We start from the raw sequence: 16,479 nt of genomic DNA, 5'->3' as shown, positions 1-16,479 counted from the left end.
AAGGGCACCGAGTCGCATCGCGTCTCGACGCCCGCACGACGGAACCGCCTGAACGACATCAGAGGAGTCCGAGTGACCAGTACGGGAGCGAGCGCGGGAGCCGACGTGGGGGCGAGTGCGGGTGCCCTCCACCGGCTCGTCGTCTTCGGGGACGTCGTCGGCTCCGGACGTCTCGGCATGGACGAGAAGCGGCTGACCCGCGCCGCCATGTACGAGGCCTTCGGCGAGGCGTACGCCTCCGTCGGCATCGAGCCCGGCACCGTCCACCAGGAGGACCGCGGCGACGGCATCCTCGCCGCGCTCCGCCCGGACGTGCCTCCGGCACTCATCGTCGGCCGCTGGATCGCCACCCTTCACGCGAGCCTGCGCGCCTACAACGCGGCGCACGGGGGCGGGGGAGGGGCCGGGCGCGGGGGCGGCGGCAGGAGGCTCCGGCTGCGGGTCGGCATGAACGCCGGTCTTGTCCTGGACGACGGCCGGGGGCTCGTCGGCCGGGCCGTGGACCTGGCCTGCCGGCTGTGCGACAGCACTCCCGCCCGCCGGGTCATGACGGACGCGCCGGACGTCGAGCTGCTGATCGTCGTCTCGGACTGGCTCTACCGGAACGTGGTCGTCGAGGGCGGCCGCTTCGTCGAGCCGGACCGGTACCGGCGGGCCGCCGTGGTCGCCAAGGAGACGCACGAGGACGCCTGGTTCCATGTGCCGGGCCTGCCCGAGCCGCCGGCCCTGGCCGGCGCGGCGCGCGCCGCGAGTACGGGGCCGCGGCCGTCGGGCGGGACACCACGGACCGCCGGGACACCACAGACCGGCGGTGGGCCGTCGCGGGGGGACGGCTCACCGCCCGGAACGCCCCCGGTCCGGGCCGCGGCCCGGACCGGGGCACCCGAGACCCCTGCGGGCCACCGGAGTTACCGGGCCGGCCGCGACATGCAGGTGATCGAGGGCACGACCATCCACGGCCCGTTCACCGGCTTCCGCAACGAGACGCGGACCGAGGCGCGCGACGAGGCACTCCGGGGCGGCCGGCCCGGCCGGACCCGGGTGCGCGCGGGCGACGAGGACCCGGAGGAGGACTGGGAGCCGGACTGGGACGACGACCCGGACCCCGACGACCCCGACCGGGACCTGGACCCGCTCCCGGACGAACGGCGCGCACCGCACGAGCGGCACGAACGGCACGAGCACACGTACGGCTCCGGCGACGGCGGACGGGAGGAGCGGGCATGAGCGACGACGACCTCGAACAGGGCGGTGGCGCCGCCGACGCGGAGCCCCAGCCCGAACCGGCCCAGGGGAACGCCGGCGGCGGGGGCAAGGGCGGCGAAGGCGCCGGTGCCGGCACGGCGCCCACCACGGGCGACACCGGGTCCGGCGACGCGGCCGCCCGGGAGCCGAGCCCGTTCGAGCGGGCGGACCGCAGCCCGCTCGGCGGCGCGGGCACCACCGGCGGCGCCGGTACCGCGCGCGCCGCACGCCGGTCCCTCGGCCAGGGCTCGACGGGCGACCACCGGATGGCGGCCGGGAGGGACGCCTATGTCCACTACGGCGACCGCTACGACCTCCTGCTCGGCGACCGGACGCAGTTCGTCCGGGGCCCGGTCCCGGCCGAGACCCTGGACCATCTCGACGACGTGTACTGCGAGACGGCCGGCTACCAGCGCATGAAGGAGCGGCTGCGCAGCCACCGCGTCCTGGTGCTGTGCGGCGAGCCGGGCAGCGGCCGCAAGACCACCGCGCTCGCCCTGCTGGCCGAGGTGACCGAACGACGGGTGATCCGGCTCGACCCCCGGCACGGGGTCGACGAGATCACCGCCGACGCCCTCCACGAGAAGGCCGGGCACCTGCTCGAACACCGCCCCGAGGACGTCCGCGCCGAGAGCGGCCGGCGCCGGGCGCGCGGGGAACGCGACGAACCCGCCCGGCACGCGCCGGTGCGCCTGTCCGAGCTGCACCTCGACCGCTTCGCCGACCTGCTCGCCGGTGTCGACGGCTACGCGGTGATCGTCCTCGGCAACGGAGACCTCGCGGACCGGCTGCTGCGCGGGCGGTACGGGATGTACTGCGCGCCGCCGCCCGCCGCCGACGTGCTCCACCGCCATCTGCGGCTGCTGCTGCGCGGGGCGTCCGGGGAGGCCGCGGCCGAGGCCCGGGCGCTCGCGGTCCGCCCCGACGTGGTCGCGGCGCTCGGCCTGGAGGAGCTGCGGCCGCGCGAGGCCGCCCGGCTCGCCGACCACCTCGCCGGACACCGGCGCGGCACCCTGACCGACCAGCAGCTCCTCGCGGAGTGCGCCTCCTTCGTACGGGGCCAGGCGCGCGAGTGGTTCGCGGGCGCCGACCGGCCGGGCACCCTGCCGGAGGCGCTGCCGCTGCTCAACGCCGCCGCGTTCCGGATCGCCGTGGCCGTCTTCGACGGCTCCGCCTACAGCATCGCCACCGAGGCCGCCGAACTCCTCGCCTGGGAGCTCGCCGTCACCCTCGACCCCGAACACCCGGCGGGACGGCGTCTGTTCGGCACCCACGCAGAGCACCGCCCGGTGCTCGCCCGGTCCGTCCTGGAGGACGGAGAGCTGGACCTCGGCCCCGCGAAGGTGCCGGTGCGCGCCGTGCGCTTCCAGGGCGCCGCGCTCGCCACCGCCGTGCTCGCCGAGGTCTGGCACGGCTACCACAACGTGCGCGGCCCGGTGGCCCGCTGGCTGCGCGGCCTGTGCGACGACCCGCGCCCCGAGGTGTGGGTCCGGGCCTCCATCGCGGCCGGGGTGCTCTGCTCCTGGGACTGGATCCACGGCTACCACGAGCTCGTCGCCCCGCTCGCCGGCACCGACGACCCGGTGGCCCGGATGGCCGCGGCGACCGCCCTCGCCGAGGCCGCCCGCGACCCCGGGGTGCGGCCGGCGGTCGCCGCCACCGTCAAGGACTGGGCCGCGTCGGACGACGAGCGGCTGCGGAACACCGCCCTGCTCACCCATGGCTACGAGTACGCGGCCGGCGGCCTGCGCGGCTCGCTCGACGCCCTCGCCCGCGTCGTCCGGGAGCACGACGCGAACGACATCGACGTGCTCGTGGCCGCCTCCTTCAGCGTCACCCGGCTGCTCGCCTCCGGCGACCCCGAGCCGGTGCTGCGCCGGATGCGGCGCTGGCTCGCCGACGGGCGGCACAGCCTGGCCAATGTCGTGCACGTCGCCGTGATCCGCAGCCTCACCACCCGCACCACCTACCTCTGGGGCCTGCGCGACGTCCCCGAACTCGACGAGCACGCCTCCCGGTCCCTGATCGTCGCGCTGCTCGCGACCCGGCCCGACCTCGCACCGGCGCTCGGCGCCCTGCTGCGGCACACCCTCAACACCGCGCGGGCCGGGGAGACCGCCCTCGACGGCCTGGGCACCCTGCTGCGCCGCGCCGCCAAGGACGCCACCGCCCTCGGCCTGGTGTGCGGGCTGCTGCCGCTGATCTCCGTCGAGCGCCGCGACCGCGACCGGCTCCGCGGACTCCTCAACGACCTGGTAAGGGACCGGGACCGGCCCCTGGACAAGAGCGCGGCGCGCCGGATGTGGGACGCCGTCGCGGAAGGAGCGCAGCGATGAACGGGCCGCAGCAGGAGGGGCAGGGCCGCCGCGAGCCGGACGACCTGCGCGAGCGCCGCGAGCGCGGCGACCGGCAGGACCGGCGGGAGCGGAACGAGCGGCGTGCGCAGCGCGCCCAGGGGCCGCAGGCCGTACCGCGCGAGGCCCCCGGCGCCCCCGGGCAGGAGCAGCGGCGGAACGGGCCCGGGGAGCCGCGCGGGCCGGAGGCCGGGGCCTCGCCCGGCGGGGCCGGGGAGAGCACGGGCACCGGGCCGCTCGGACCGCTCCTGCGCGAGTGCGCCCCGCCGTACCGCCGCAGGAGCGGACAGATCGCGGCGGTCCTGCTCTACCGCAACGGCGGCCACCGGATCGTCTGGCCGGACCGCACCGAGGACGTCGACAAGCCCCTGCTCCGCACCCCGTACACCGTGTTCGAGGTGCAACTGGGCCGCAACATCACCGACTTCGCGCTCCGGCTGCCGGCGGCCGGCGACGGCTCCTGGTTCGACGTCCGGGTACGGGTCCAGTGGAAGGTCGAGGACCCCCATCTCGTCGTCCGCGAACAGGCGTGGAACGTCGCCGAGCTGCTGCACGACGACCTGCTCGACGGGCTGCGCTCGCTGTCCCGCCGCTTCCGCCTCACCGAGGCCCAGCGCGCCGACGAGGCCGTGCGGGACGAACTGTCCTCGGGCCGCCTCGTCATCGGCCGGGACCTCGGACTGCGCACCCAGGTCTATGTCTTCTTCGACCTGGCCGAGCAGACCAGGGAGGAACTGGCCCGCGGCGACCAGGCCGGGGTGGCCACGACCGCCGACGCCCGGGTCGCGGAGCGCGAACTGCTCCAGGAGGAGAGGGAACGCGAGCGGATCGAGGCCCGCGCCAGGGCCCTGATGACCGTCTTCCGGAACGGCGACCTGGCCCAGATCGCCCACTACATGGCGAAGAACCCCGACAAGGAGTGGGAGATCCGCACCCAGCTCCAGCGCGAGAAGCGCGAGGGCCAGGCCGACCTGCTCGCCGTCTTCAACAAACTCCTCGACTCGGGCGTCCTCGAACGCCACGAGATCGACGAACAGGCCTACCAGATCCTCCAGCACCTGCGCGGCAGCACCGGCGCCATCCTCGGCGGCGTCGCCGACCGGGTCCTGCAGACCACCGGCCGCACCGGCCGCCGCGCCCTGGAGTCCGTCCGGCCGGAGCCCGCCGCGCCCAACTGGGACGACGAGCCCGCACCGGCCGCGCCCCCGGACCCGCGGATCTACGAACCGACCCGGGTCCAGCCCGCCGCGGACGACCCCCACGACCCCCACGACCCCCACGACCCCCACGACGCCTACGAGGACCGCGAGGCCGGCGAGGCCCGCGGCGCCCGGCGGCGCGCCGAGCCCGACCCGTACGACGACCCCGATCCGTACGACGCTCCCCGGCGGTCCCGGCCGAGCGCCGAGTTCGACGACTGGGACGACGAATGAGCACCCCCACCGGCGGCACCGGCCCCCGGCCCGCACCCCCGCCCGCAGCCGTACCCACCCCTGCCCCCGCCCGCGCGGCCCGTCCGGCCGAGGCGCCGGAGGCGGGCGAACTGCGCCGGATGGCCGAGCAGTTGCTGAACACCGTCCGCGAGGACATCGGCCGGGCCGACACCAAGGCGGCGATCCTGCTGTCCGGCGCGCTCGCCTTCCTCGCGATCGTGTTCTCCAAGGACCACGGCCCGCTGCCCGGCGGCGCCGGGCGCGCCCTCCTGGTCGCCGCCCTGGTCCTGTGGACCTCCGGCGTGCTGATGCTGGTCTCCGTCGTCCTGCCCCGCACCCGGCCCGGCGCCGAACGCACCCTGCTGCGGGCCCTGGTCTCCGGCACCTCGGCGGACGTGCTGCGCACGCGCCTGGAAGCCGCGGGCCCGGACGCCACCGGCTGGCTCCTGGACCAGGCGAGCGTCCACGGGCTCGTCCTCGCCGCCAAGTACCGATGGCTGCGGTTCGGCGTCGCCGCCCTCGTGCTCGGCGCCCTCCTTGCCCTCCTCAGCGAACTGTGGTGACACACCCATGAAGGTGACCGTGCTGTCGAACCTCCGGCGGAAGACCCCGCCGAACACCCGGCCGGGCCTGCGGCGCCGGATCCGGCAGGGCCTGCGCCGCGGCGTCCGTACCGGCGGGCCGCTGCTCGCCGGGGCGCTGCTCGTCGTCTCCGGGCCGCTCGGCGGGCCCGCCGGAGCGGTGTCCGCCGCGCCCGCGCGCGCGGTGGCGGCCGACCCCGCCGAGGACGTCGAACCGATCGACTTCGTCGTCCTCGTCGACCAGTCGGAGAGCCTGGCCGACCAGGACCTGGCCCGGGAGACCGAGGCCGCCGCGCTCATCGGCCAGGGCGAGATCTCCCCGCGGTCCAGGGCCGCCGTGATCGGCTTCGGCAGCTCCGAACAGCCCGGCCAGTCGCCGGTGAACGAGGTGTGTCCGCTGGCCCTCGTCGACTCCGCCGGACGCCAGCGCCTCAGCGACTGCGTCACCGGGCTCACCCGCCGCGACCGGAAGAGGCTGGGCCCCGGCACCGACTTCCCGGCCGCCGTCCGGCAGGCCGTCACCCGGCTCACCGAGGACGCCTCCGCGGGCGGACCCGCCCCGGCGAAGACGCCCAAGGTGGTCTTCCTGCTGACCGACGGGCGGCTCGACGTCAGCGACAGCCCCGAGTACGGCACCGACGCGTCCAGCCGCCAGTCCAACGGCGAGAGGCGGCTCACCGAGGAACTGGCCCGGGCCCGCGCCGCCGGGGTGCAGATCTGGCCGCTGGGCTTCGGCGGCGAGATCGACCGGGCCGCGCTCACCGCGATGGCCGAGGGCGGCTACCGGGGCGCCTGCTCCGACGTGCCCGGCTCCGTCCCGCGGATGCGGGTGGTGGCCGGCTCCGGCGAGATCGACAAGGCGCTCCATGACGCCTTCGCCGCCGCCCGCTGCGCCAGCGTCGCGGAGGGCACCGTCGGCAAGCCGCCCGCCGACCTGTTCGTGACCATCCCGCCGATCGCCACCGACGGCTCCCTCACCGTGGCCAAGCACGACCCGAAGGTACGAGTCACCTACTTCGACCCGCAGAACCGGCCGGTGCCCACGCGCGGCGACTTCGACGGCTCGTCCTTCGAGGTCAGCGGCGCGGACGGGCCGGTCGAGGCGCTGCGCGTCCGCAACCCGCTGCCCGGCCGCTGGAAGGTGCACATCGAGGCCCCCGAGGGACACCGGGACCGCGAGGTCGCGGTGCGGGCCATCTGGCAGGGCCGGCTGCGGTCCGCCGTGGTCCTCGACCCGGTCGCGCCGCGCCCCGGCCAGGAGGCCGTGGTCGAGGTGCGGATGCAGACCCGGCGCGGCGTCGTCATCACCGACCCGCGCCAGCTGAAGGGCGTCACCGTGAGCGCCCGGCTCACCGGCGACGGCGGCTTCGCCCCGGTCACCGTCCGGCTCGCGGACGACGGCAGGGCGCCCGACCGCGCGGCCGGTGACGTGCGCTTCACCGGCCGCCTCACCATTCCCGCCACCGCCTCCGGCGACCTGGAGATCGTCGCGGACATGGCGGCGCCGGGCGTCACCTCCGACCGGCGCCCGTTCCACACCACCGTCACCCGGGGCACCCCGCTCCTGGAGGCCCAGGTCTCGGTCGACCGGGTCACCGTGCACCCCGGCGACACCGTGCGCGGCTGGGTCGACCTCACCAACCACGACACCGCCCCGCACACCCTCCGCCTCGCCCTGGAGGACGAACAGGCCGCCGGTGCGGGCGCGTCCGGCCTCACCATCGCCCCGGCGACCGTCGTCGCCCGGCCCGGCCCGGCGGGCCGCGCCGAGTTCACCGTCACCGTCGGCCGGGACGTACCGCTCGGCGAACTCGGCGGCCGGCTCGTCGTCCTGGACACCGAGCGCGGCGACACCAAGCTCGACGCCGTCTTCCTCGACGTCCGCGTCGAGGCGCCGCCGACCTGGTGGGACCGCTGGTGGCCGTACGTCGTCGGCGCCGCCGCCGTCCTGCTGCTGCTCGCCGCCGTGGCCGCCGCCCGCATCGCCGTGCGCCGGCGGACGAAGGACCTGACCGGGGTGCGGATCGAACTGCACCGGGACGGACGGGTCCTGGACACGTTGGTCGTGCGCGCCGGACAGAGCCCGGGCGGGGAGTACGCGTTCGGGGTCGACGAGCCGCGCGGCTCCGCGCCCACCCTGCGGCGGGCCCGGGGCGGCAGCGGGCACCGGCTGCGCCGGACCGGCGCGGGCGCGCTCCTGTTCCGCCCGCACCGGGGCCGGGAGGCACCGATACGCCCGGGCGAGCCGGTCGCCGTGGACGAGTGCGAGCTGATCGTCCGGGACGGGCGCCGCCCGGCCCGCGGCCGCGTACCGTCCGCCGGCCGGCTGCTTCCCGGACCCCGCCGCGGCGGCGGAGGCACCGGCCTCTTCGCCCGGCCGGGACGCAACGGCCGGCCCGGCGGGTCCGCCCCGGGAGGCGACGCCCTGCCGCCCCCGGTGGGCGGCCCGCACGGTCCCGACGCTCCGGGCGCGCCCACCGCCACGACGCCCGGCTGGGACCCGGACTTCTGACCCACCAGCCCTGGCCGGAGCCACCGGCCCGGCCGACGGCCCGGGCCGCCCGCACCCCGCACCGGGACCCGCCCCCGCACCCGTACCCACGCCCGACACCCACGACCGACGCCCCACGCACGTACGAACGAAAGGTCCTCAGGGGCCCCAGGGGAGACGACATGAAGATCTACCAGCCCATGCTGTTCGTGGGCCTCGGCGGCACCGGCGGCCGCATCGGCAGCGAGCTCGAACGCAGCCTGCGCCGCGAGCTGTGCGGCCCCGACGGCACCGAACTCGTCGACGGCGGGCGGCGGCTGCCGTTCCAGCTGCCCGACTGCCTGCAGTTCGTGTACGCGGACTTCAGCGAGGCCGAGCTGACCAGCCAGCCCCAGTTCAAGGCCAAGGGCACCGAGAGCGCCGCCTACGCCCACACCTCCCACATGATCCGCGACCTGCTCCCCACGGACTACGACTCCTCGCCCGAGGTCACCCGGATGCTCCGGGTCGCCCTGCACGAGGAGACGAGGCTGTGGCTGCCTCCGCAGGCCCGGCAGCCGCGCGTCGCGCCGCTGAACAACGGCGCCGGCCAGCTGCCCACGGTGGGCCGGGCGGCGCTGTTCGCGACCATGCGCTCCGGGCTCGACCCGGTCGTCCGGCAGCTGCGCCAGGCGATCGGCGCGATCGGCAACTCGGCCGGCGACCTCCAGCGGGTGGGCGGCAGCCGGATCCGCGGCTGTGACGTCTTCGTCGCCTTCTCCGTCGCCGGCGGCACCGGCGCCGGCATCTTCTACGACTTCATCCACCTCATCGGCCACGAGTTCCGCAAGGGCAAGGTGCCCGGCGTCAAGATCTATCCGCTGGTCGTCATGCCCTCCGCCTTCCCGCCCGAGGCGGGCGGCGGCCGGGAGGCCGAACTCAACTCCGCCCGCGCCCTCGTGGACCTGTCACGCCTGGTCGACGACCAGAACGTGCCGGACGCCCTGGACGAGGTCGGCGACGTCGAGCAGCGCGGCCGGATCAGCGTCCACTACCCGGTCGACGGGGTGGTCGCGCTGCGCCCGTCCACCGTGCAGACCGCGTTCCTGTTCTCCAAGCCCGCCGTCATCGGCCCCGAGGACCTGCGCCGCTCCATCACCGCCATGGTGATGTCCCTGATCGGCACCGAGCTCAGTCAGGAGACCGGCGCCGCCGGCCGCTCCGAGGACGACTACCAGTCCTTCGCGGCCAGCTTCATCAACAAGGCCGTCGAACGCTCCACCCCGGCCCGCACCGGCATCGGCTACCGGGGGATGTCCACCAGCCTGGCCGCCTCCCTCACCGTGCCGGTCGACGACCTCGCCGAGATCGTCGCCGCGCGGCTGCTCGCCCAGGCCGTCCGCGGCCTGGAGGACAAGGCCCGTCGCGCAGGCCCGGAGGACAAGAACCAGGTCCAGGACATGTTCACCCGCTCCGGCATCGGCCGGCTGTGGACCCGCGAGGCCCCCGACGTGCCGCTGCCCGAGCAACTCCCCAAGGGCAAGGGGGCGATCACCCAGGAGCTGCGCAACCGGCTCGGCGACATGGAGGACGCCCTGCGCCGTCTTGAGGCGGACCTGGCCCGCGAGGTGCCCCGGCTCACCGAGGAGTTCAGGCCGGCCACGGCGGTGCGCGAACTCCTCGCCTTCCTCAGCCCGTTCCGCGTCGAGTCGGTCCTCAACGGGCACCCCGGCCACCCGGACCGGGTCGCCGCCGCCGGCTTCACCGGCATGCTCGACAACCGGCGCAACGAGGCCGAGCGGCCCCCGGACGTCCAGAACCTCGCCCCCGCCATCCCGCACATCCGGCGCGGCGCCGGCGGACTCGTACCGGCACGCTGGAGCGACCCCGACGTGCAGGACGCCCTCGCCGCCCAGGACGCCTGGTACCAGTGGCGGGCCCGCTCCCTGTGGCACCGGGCCTGGCAGGTGGGCGAGAACCAGTGGCGGCCCGCGCTCACCAAGGTGCTGCACGAGCTCGGCGAGCTCGCCAAGGGACTGCGCGCCCACGAGCAGAACGAGGCCAAGCAGTTCGCCGACCAGCGCCGCAGGCTCTACCGCGACGACCGCACCGGCATCTCCTACCTCCTGCCGCCGCAGAACAGCCTGCGCGCCTTCTACGACGACGTGCTCGACCGGCTCGTGCAGAGCGAGGGCCTGCCCGAGGCCACCGACGCGGCCGGCCTGCTCGAACGCCTGCTCCGCCCCGAGGAGTGGCGCAGCGCCCTCGACGCGGTGCGGACCTCGCCGGGCGCCGCCGTCAAGGAGATCAAGCAGGTCGTCGAGCGCCGGGTGAAGAAGCTGTTCGGCGAGGCCAACGACGACCGGTTCACCCGCCCGCTGCTGCCCTCGATGGGCCTGCTGCTGCGCGCGGCGGCAGGCGACGACTTCGCCGAGTCCAAGGTCGACCGGCGCTGGCTCGAGCAGTTCCGGTCCGCGCTCGCCGGACTCCTCCCGGTCGGCTTCAGCCCGGACGGCGGCGGCCCGCTGAAGATCCTCATCGTGCACCCGGCGAGCGAGGCCGACGGCCGCGCCTCCGACTATCTGCGCCAGGAGCTCAACCTGCCCTCGCGCGCCACCCAGGAGTACCGGGCGGTCGACACCGAGTCCATCACCGTGGTGCTGTTCCGCAGCGGCATGAACCTCACCGACATCTCCGAGGTGCGTTCGGTCCTCACCCTCTGGGCCGAGGCCCGCGACACCGGCGGCCAGGAGGACTTCCTGCACTGGCGGCAGCGGCTCGGCCACCAGGACGACTGGCTGGTCTCCACCGAGGAGGACCGGCGGCGCATCCTGCACCGGCTGCTGTGCGCGATGTGGAACGGGCACATCCACACCGAGGGCCCGGACGGCTCCCCGCACCTGGTGCGGATCCGGCTCCAGGAGGGCGACGGCGCGACCATGTCGCTGCGCCTGGAGGACTTCGACGGCGCGCTGTCCAGCTGGGCGGGCCTGCTGCGGGCCTACGAGCGGTGGGCCCTGCTCGACGAGGGGCAGATCATCGAGGAGTTCTGCGGGCGCCTGATGCAGACCCTGCCGAAGGGGCTCGCCCACACGCCCGTCGGCCCCTCGCCGCTCTTCGTCCGCTTCGTCGAGGAGATCGCCCCGCTCCAGCGGAAGCGTCTGGAGGAGATGGCCGAGGAGTACGGGCCGGAGGACGCCGAATGGCTGGCGCCGCTGCGGGACTTCTGGGAGGTCACCTACCCGGCGGCCCTGGAGATGCGCTTCGCCGGCGCGGGTCGGCCCACCCGGCCGAACCTCCGCGCGCTGTACGAGCGCCACGCCCCGTCCATCACTTCTGTGGCCCCCCGGCCCCCCGCCGCCGCCCCGGCGCCCGCGCCGGCCCCCTCGCCCGCTCCCGCGCCCCCTTCCGCTGCCGCTCCCGTTCCGCCCCCGGCCCGCGCGCCGGAGGCCGTGCCCGAGCGCTGGGACGGCGGCTACCCGTGGGACGACCAGGACGGTGAGGACGAGTGAACCCGAGCGTCGTCCCCGTACCGCCGGCCCCGGGCCACGCCGTCTGCCTCGACCTGCGCGCCGAGGCGTACGACCCGGACGACCGACACGCTCCCGAGGACGCGGTGCGCCGCGCCCTCGCCGTACCGCAACCCCCTGGGGAGCGCCGCTTCCTGGTCGTCGACGACGCCGACCGGCTCGTCGGCCACCAGCTCCTGCACGAACGCCTCTCCTCCTACGGCCCCGCCCAGGTGGTCTGTCTGGCCGTCGGCGCGCCCGGCGAGCGGACCCTGCGCCGCACGCTCACCCTGCGGCCCCCCGCCGCCGGGGTGCTGTGGCTGCTCGACGGCTTCCGCGGCCCGGACGCCGCCGCCCTGCGCCCCCTGGTGGAAGTCCTCGCCACCCCGGAGGTGTTCGACGCGGTGCTCCGCGCCCTCGGCCGGGTAGCGGGCGGCGTCGCCGTCCCCGCCGTACGGATCGTGGAGCACGACCTGAGCGACGAGGCGCGCGCCCGGGCCTGGCGGCAGGCCGTCGAGGCGCTCACCGGCCCCGACGTCCCCGCCGCCGGCACGGTCGGCACCGTCCCCGGCGAACTCACCCTGCTCCTCGACGAGTCGGTGCCCCGCTCGCTCTCCGGGCACGAGTGGCTGCCCGTCCGCGGGCGGGCCGGGGCCGAGCTGCGCGCCTGCAAGGAGGCCCTCGACGACGCCCTCGACGGCTACGAACGGGTGCGCGGCCCCGCCGGACTGCTCACCTCGGCGGGCCGTGACCTCGACCTGCCCGGGGACATCGAGCGGCTCGCGGGCGCCCTGCGCCGCTTCCGCGCCACCGTCGCCGACGCCTTCGCGCTCGCCGGTGGCAGCCGGCCCACCGTCGAGGAACGCGGCCTCCTCGCCGACCGGGGCGTCCAACTCCCCGAGATGCCCCGGGAGATCACCCGCACCGGCATCGTTCCGGCCCTGCGCGACCACACGCAGCAGCTGATGGACGGCGGCCTTCCGCTGCGCTCGGTCGCGGCCCGGCTCGCGGCCCTCTCCGCCCGCACCGCGCCGGCCGGCAGCGCCGCCCGGCTCGCCGCGCTCGACGCCGTCTGCGGACCCGGCCGCCTCGACCGGCTCACCGCGCAGCAGCCGTTCCTGGCGGGCGGCGCGCGCTCCGTCGCCGCCGTCGTCACCGGAGTCCTCGCGCTGCTCGCCGGCCTGTGGCCGGGCGCGGGCTGGGTGCTCGGCCCCGTCGCCGGCCTGCTCGCGGCCGCGCTCGCGCTGCTCATGCTGCGCCGCCGCCCCAACCGCTCGCCCGACGGACGCCTGGACGGCGGCGGCAGCACCGGCTCGGCGCCCCGGCTGTTCGGCGGCGTCGTCGGCGGGCTCACCGGAGCGGCCCTCGGCCAGGCCCTCGGCCCGCCGGTCTGGGCCGCCGCGGCGGCGCTCGTGGTGGCCGTCGCCGCGGTTGTGCTGCTCGCCCTGCGCGACTGGACCCGTGGCGTGGACGACTGGTGGCAGCGCGTCGATCCCGAGGACGGCGACCGCGCCCTGCGGGAGGTCCACGGGCTGCTCGTCACGGCCGCCGTGCACGACTGGCTCTTCGCCGACGTACGGCACCACTGCTCGGACGGCGCCGGGGCGGTGGCCCGGCTGTTGCGCGGCCTCGCCACGACGGCGGAGGCGTACGAGGGGCCGGGCGTCCCCGGCACGTACGGCGGTACGACGACGGGGGCGGCGGGACCGGGCCCGGACGCGAACGCGTACGGCCAGGGCGCGAACGGCGGCTGGGACTGGGACGACTGGTCCGACGGCGGCGGGCCGGGCGACGGCGGGGGCGCGGGCGACTCCGGCCGGAACCCCGGCCGGTCGTCCGGAGCGGCCGACTGGAACGACGGCGCCTGGTCCGACGGTTCGTGGTCCGACGCCGTCACCGGCGCGTGGGCGGATCCCGATCCCGAGCCCGATCCCGGTGACGCGGCCGACGCGGCCTGGTCCGACGCCCCACCGGCCTCGGCCCCGGCGGCCCCACCACCGCCCGCACCCGCACCCGTACCACCGGACCCAGCCGCCCCGGCGGCGGAACCCGCGCCCGCGCCCGCGCCCGGGCACGGTCCCGCCGTCGTGCCGCGCTGGCTGGAGCGGCGGTACGGCGACGGGGGACCGGCCCTGGTCGACACCCTGCTCGGCGACCTGGCCGAGGGGGTCGCCGGGCTGCTCGGCGGCTGCTGGGCCGGGATCGAGCGCGACCCCGGCAACGCCGGACGGCTGCCCCTCGACGCGCCGATGACCGCGCTGCTCGACGAGACCCGCGCGCGCCTCGAACGCGACGCCGCCGCGTCCCCGCCGCCCGGGCGGGAGCGCGGCGACCGGCCCGACGCCGCCCGGCTCACCGGAGTCGCCCCGGACGGCGTGGCGAAGCTCCTCGCCGCCGACGACGAACCGGGCCTTACCGTGCCCCTGTGCGGGCCCGAACACCTGCGGCTGCTCTCCCACGAACCCGGCGCCGTCCGCCGGGTGCGGTTCGTGCCCGAGACCATGCGCCGCGGCACCACCGGCGACGACATCTGGCGCGGCACCACCGAGGACGTCGTGTGGACGGACGCCGGCCGGCACGCGGGCGTGCTGCGCCTCGTACCGCTGCGCGCGGACGTCGTGCACACGGTCCGGGCAGAGGAGGACGGAGCACCATGACCGCCGAGCGCCCCACCGACGCATCCCCACCCCCCTCCCCACCCACACCCGGACCCGGATCCGGGCCGGAGCCCGAAGGGGCGTACGAGGAGCTGGAGTTCCTCACCCCGAACGAGGACCCGGTGCGCTTCGCCGTCCGCTACGGCGAGGACGCCCGCCCGCCCGGCCGGCCGCACCTCAGGACCCGCCCGGTCACACTCGGGGCGGGCTGGCCCGTCGTCCAGTTCCGGCTGCCGGTCTCGTCCCAGGCCGACCCCCGCGCGTACACGCTGCTCGAACGGGAGGTGTCCGCCGCCGTCGTCCTCGAACGGCGGTACGGGAACGAGAAGTTCGCCGAACTGTTCACCCGGATCGTCGGCTTCGACCTCGACTGCGCCGAGCCGTTCGTGCTCTACCGGCGTGCCTCCGGGGCCCCGCTGGCCGAGTGCCTGCCCCGTCTCGGTGCCGACGAGCAGCAGCGGATCACCGGCCAACTCGCCCTGGCCGTACGGCTCCTGGCCGACACCGGGCTTGTGCACCGGGCGCTCGGCCCGGACACCGTACGGTGGGACGGCAGTCATGTGCGCCTGGCCGAGCCGTACGCGGCGCTGCGCGCCGGGGAGCCCCGCGAGCCCTTCGGCACCGCCCCCTGGGCCTCGCCCGAGCAGCGCGCGGGACACGGCGCCGCCGACCCCCGCGACGACCTCTGGTCGCTCGCCCGGATCGCCTATCTGCTCCTGTCCGGGCATCCCGGCCCGCCCGGGCGCACCGACCTGGCCGACGGGCCGCCCGAGGACCTGGCCGACTACCGGCGGCTCGCCGCGCTCGCGCAGAGCGGTCTGTTCGCGGCGACGGCCGCCGCCCGGCCCGCGCCCGCCGAACTCCTCCGGCTGCTCCGGCTGCCCGATCCGCTCGCCCACGCCGCCGGCACCGCCGACCCGCTCGCCGCCGGCCGGGCCCGCTACGACGCCGAGCTGGCCCGCCGCCGGGAGGCCCGGCGCGCCGCCCAGGACGCCCTGGACGACCCGGACAGGCGTCCCGTACCGGGGTCGCCGCCGCGGCGCGGACTGCGCGCCCGGCTCTTCGGCGAGCCGCCGGAGCGTCCGCCCGCCGCCGACGACGACCGCCCGGCGGATCCGTACCCCGGCTCGTACCCCGGCTCCTCCTCCGACCCGGCCGCGGAACCGCCGGAGGGCGGGCCGCCGGCCCGGACCTGCCCGCACTGCCTGCTCCCCGTCGTCTACGACGAGCGCCTGCTCGTCACCATCGACAACAAGGGCAACCGCATCCCGCTCGACCTGTCCGCCGAGCACCGCCCCGCCCGCCGCCAGGACCTGCTGCGCACCGCCCACCACCTGTGCCCGCACAGCGGCGAGGACGACGAGGCGCACGAACTCCCCGTCCCCTACCTCACCAACGGACGCCCGCTGTCCATCGCCTTCGTCGGCAGCTCCGCCGTCGGCAAGACGCATCTGATGGCGGCGATGCTCGGCGAGGTCGAACTCGGCGGCCTGGAGCCGTACGGGCTCAAGTGCCTGCCGCTCAACCCCGAGGCGCACCGCACCTATCTGCGCGAACGGGTACAGAGCCTCCAGCAGGGGCGGCAGCTCGGCCGCACCGGGCAGCAGACCTTCGCCCGCTTCGCCGACGGACTGCTCGTCGCCGCGCCCGGCCGCACCCCGCGCCCGGTCGTCTTCTTCGACCTCGCGGGCGAGGACCTGGCCCAGGACGGACCGGTGACCAGCTTCCTGATGGGCGTGGACGCCTTCGTGTTCGTCGTCGACCCGCTGCGCGCCCTGCGGATGTCGGCCCTCGACCCGGTCCGCCGGCGGTACGGGCTCTCGCGCCGCGACCTCGGCGACGAGGCGTTCACGACGGTGCTCAACCGGCTGCCACGGGCCGCCGACGGGCGGGTCGCCGCGCCCGCGGCGCTCGCCGTCAACAAGAGCGATCTGATGCGCTTCGAACCGGCCGTGGACCGGTGGCTCGGCCGGGCGCTGCCCGGGCGGTACGACGCGGCGGCGGAGACGGCGGAGAGCCGCGACGCCTACGCGTTCCTCGACCACCACGCCAGCCAGGCCTGGCTGCGGCCCTTCGACGACTGCGCCCGCTGCACCCTGCACTTCGTCGCCGCGACCGGCGGGCAGGCCCGCGGCGACCGGTTCCCGCACGGGGCCCGGCCCCGGCGGGTGCTCGCACCCCTGCTGTCCGTCTTCGCCGCGTGCGGGCTGCTTCGAGGAAGGGACTGACC

The 16,479-nt window shown here is 76.5% G+C and carries 8 protein-coding genes; all 8 read left to right on the top strand.

Annotated elements, in window-relative coordinates; translation table 11 throughout:
- Positions 1-72 precede the first annotated feature (72 nt).
- The 8 genes from AB0C73_RS12675 (at position 73) to AB0C73_RS12640 (ending at position 16,477) form a co-directional block, all read left to right on the top strand.
- Positions 73-1,227 carry a hypothetical protein gene (locus AB0C73_RS12675; protein WP_362528173.1) on the top strand — a complete coding sequence of 385 codons (1,155 nt, stop codon included), beginning with the start codon at positions 73-75 and terminating at the stop codon, positions 1,225-1,227.
- On the top strand, positions 1,224-3,581 hold the full coding sequence (locus tag AB0C73_RS12670) for an ATP-binding protein (protein ID WP_362528171.1): 2,358 nt from the start codon (positions 1,224-1,226) through the stop codon (positions 3,579-3,581). Before AB0C73_RS12675 ends, AB0C73_RS12670 begins: the two co-directional genes overlap by 4 nt.
- Positions 3,578-5,032: a hypothetical protein gene (locus AB0C73_RS12665; protein WP_362528168.1), complete on the top strand. Its 1,455-nt coding sequence runs from the start codon at positions 3,578-3,580 to the stop codon at positions 5,030-5,032. Before AB0C73_RS12670 ends, AB0C73_RS12665 begins: the two co-directional genes overlap by 4 nt.
- Positions 5,029-5,595: a Pycsar system effector family protein gene (locus AB0C73_RS12660; RefSeq protein ID WP_362528165.1), complete on the top strand. Its 567-nt coding sequence runs from the start codon at positions 5,029-5,031 to the stop codon at positions 5,593-5,595. Before AB0C73_RS12665 ends, AB0C73_RS12660 begins: the two co-directional genes overlap by 4 nt.
- Positions 5,596-5,602: 7 nt before the next feature.
- The gene (locus tag AB0C73_RS12655) at positions 5,603-8,125 is read left to right on the top strand and encodes a vWA domain-containing protein (RefSeq protein ID WP_362528162.1); all 2,523 of its coding nucleotides are present in this window, start codon (positions 5,603-5,605) and stop codon (positions 8,123-8,125) included.
- 161 nt (positions 8,126-8,286) lie between these two features.
- Positions 8,287-11,595, top strand: coding sequence for a tubulin-like doman-containing protein (locus AB0C73_RS12650; protein ID WP_362528160.1), 3,309 nt, complete (start codon positions 8,287-8,289; stop codon positions 11,593-11,595).
- On the top strand, positions 11,592-14,249 hold the full coding sequence (locus tag AB0C73_RS12645) for a hypothetical protein (RefSeq protein ID WP_362528157.1): 2,658 nt from the start codon (positions 11,592-11,594) through the stop codon (positions 14,247-14,249). Before AB0C73_RS12650 ends, AB0C73_RS12645 begins: the two co-directional genes overlap by 4 nt.
- Positions 14,246-16,477, top strand: a complete 2,232-nt coding sequence (locus AB0C73_RS12640) for a hypothetical protein (RefSeq protein ID WP_362528154.1) — start codon at positions 14,246-14,248, stop codon at positions 16,475-16,477. The genes AB0C73_RS12645 and AB0C73_RS12640 overlap by 4 nt, the downstream gene beginning before the upstream one ends.
- Positions 16,478-16,479: the final 2 nt, after the last annotated feature.

The sequence above is a fragment of the Streptomyces sp. NPDC048623 genome (assembly GCF_040650755.1).
In the GTDB taxonomy this organism is placed as follows: Bacteria; Actinomycetota; Actinomycetes; order Streptomycetales; family Streptomycetaceae; genus Streptomyces.
The sequence above is the reverse complement of the archived record's forward strand: the minus strand, read 5'-3'. Positions and strand labels throughout refer to the sequence as shown.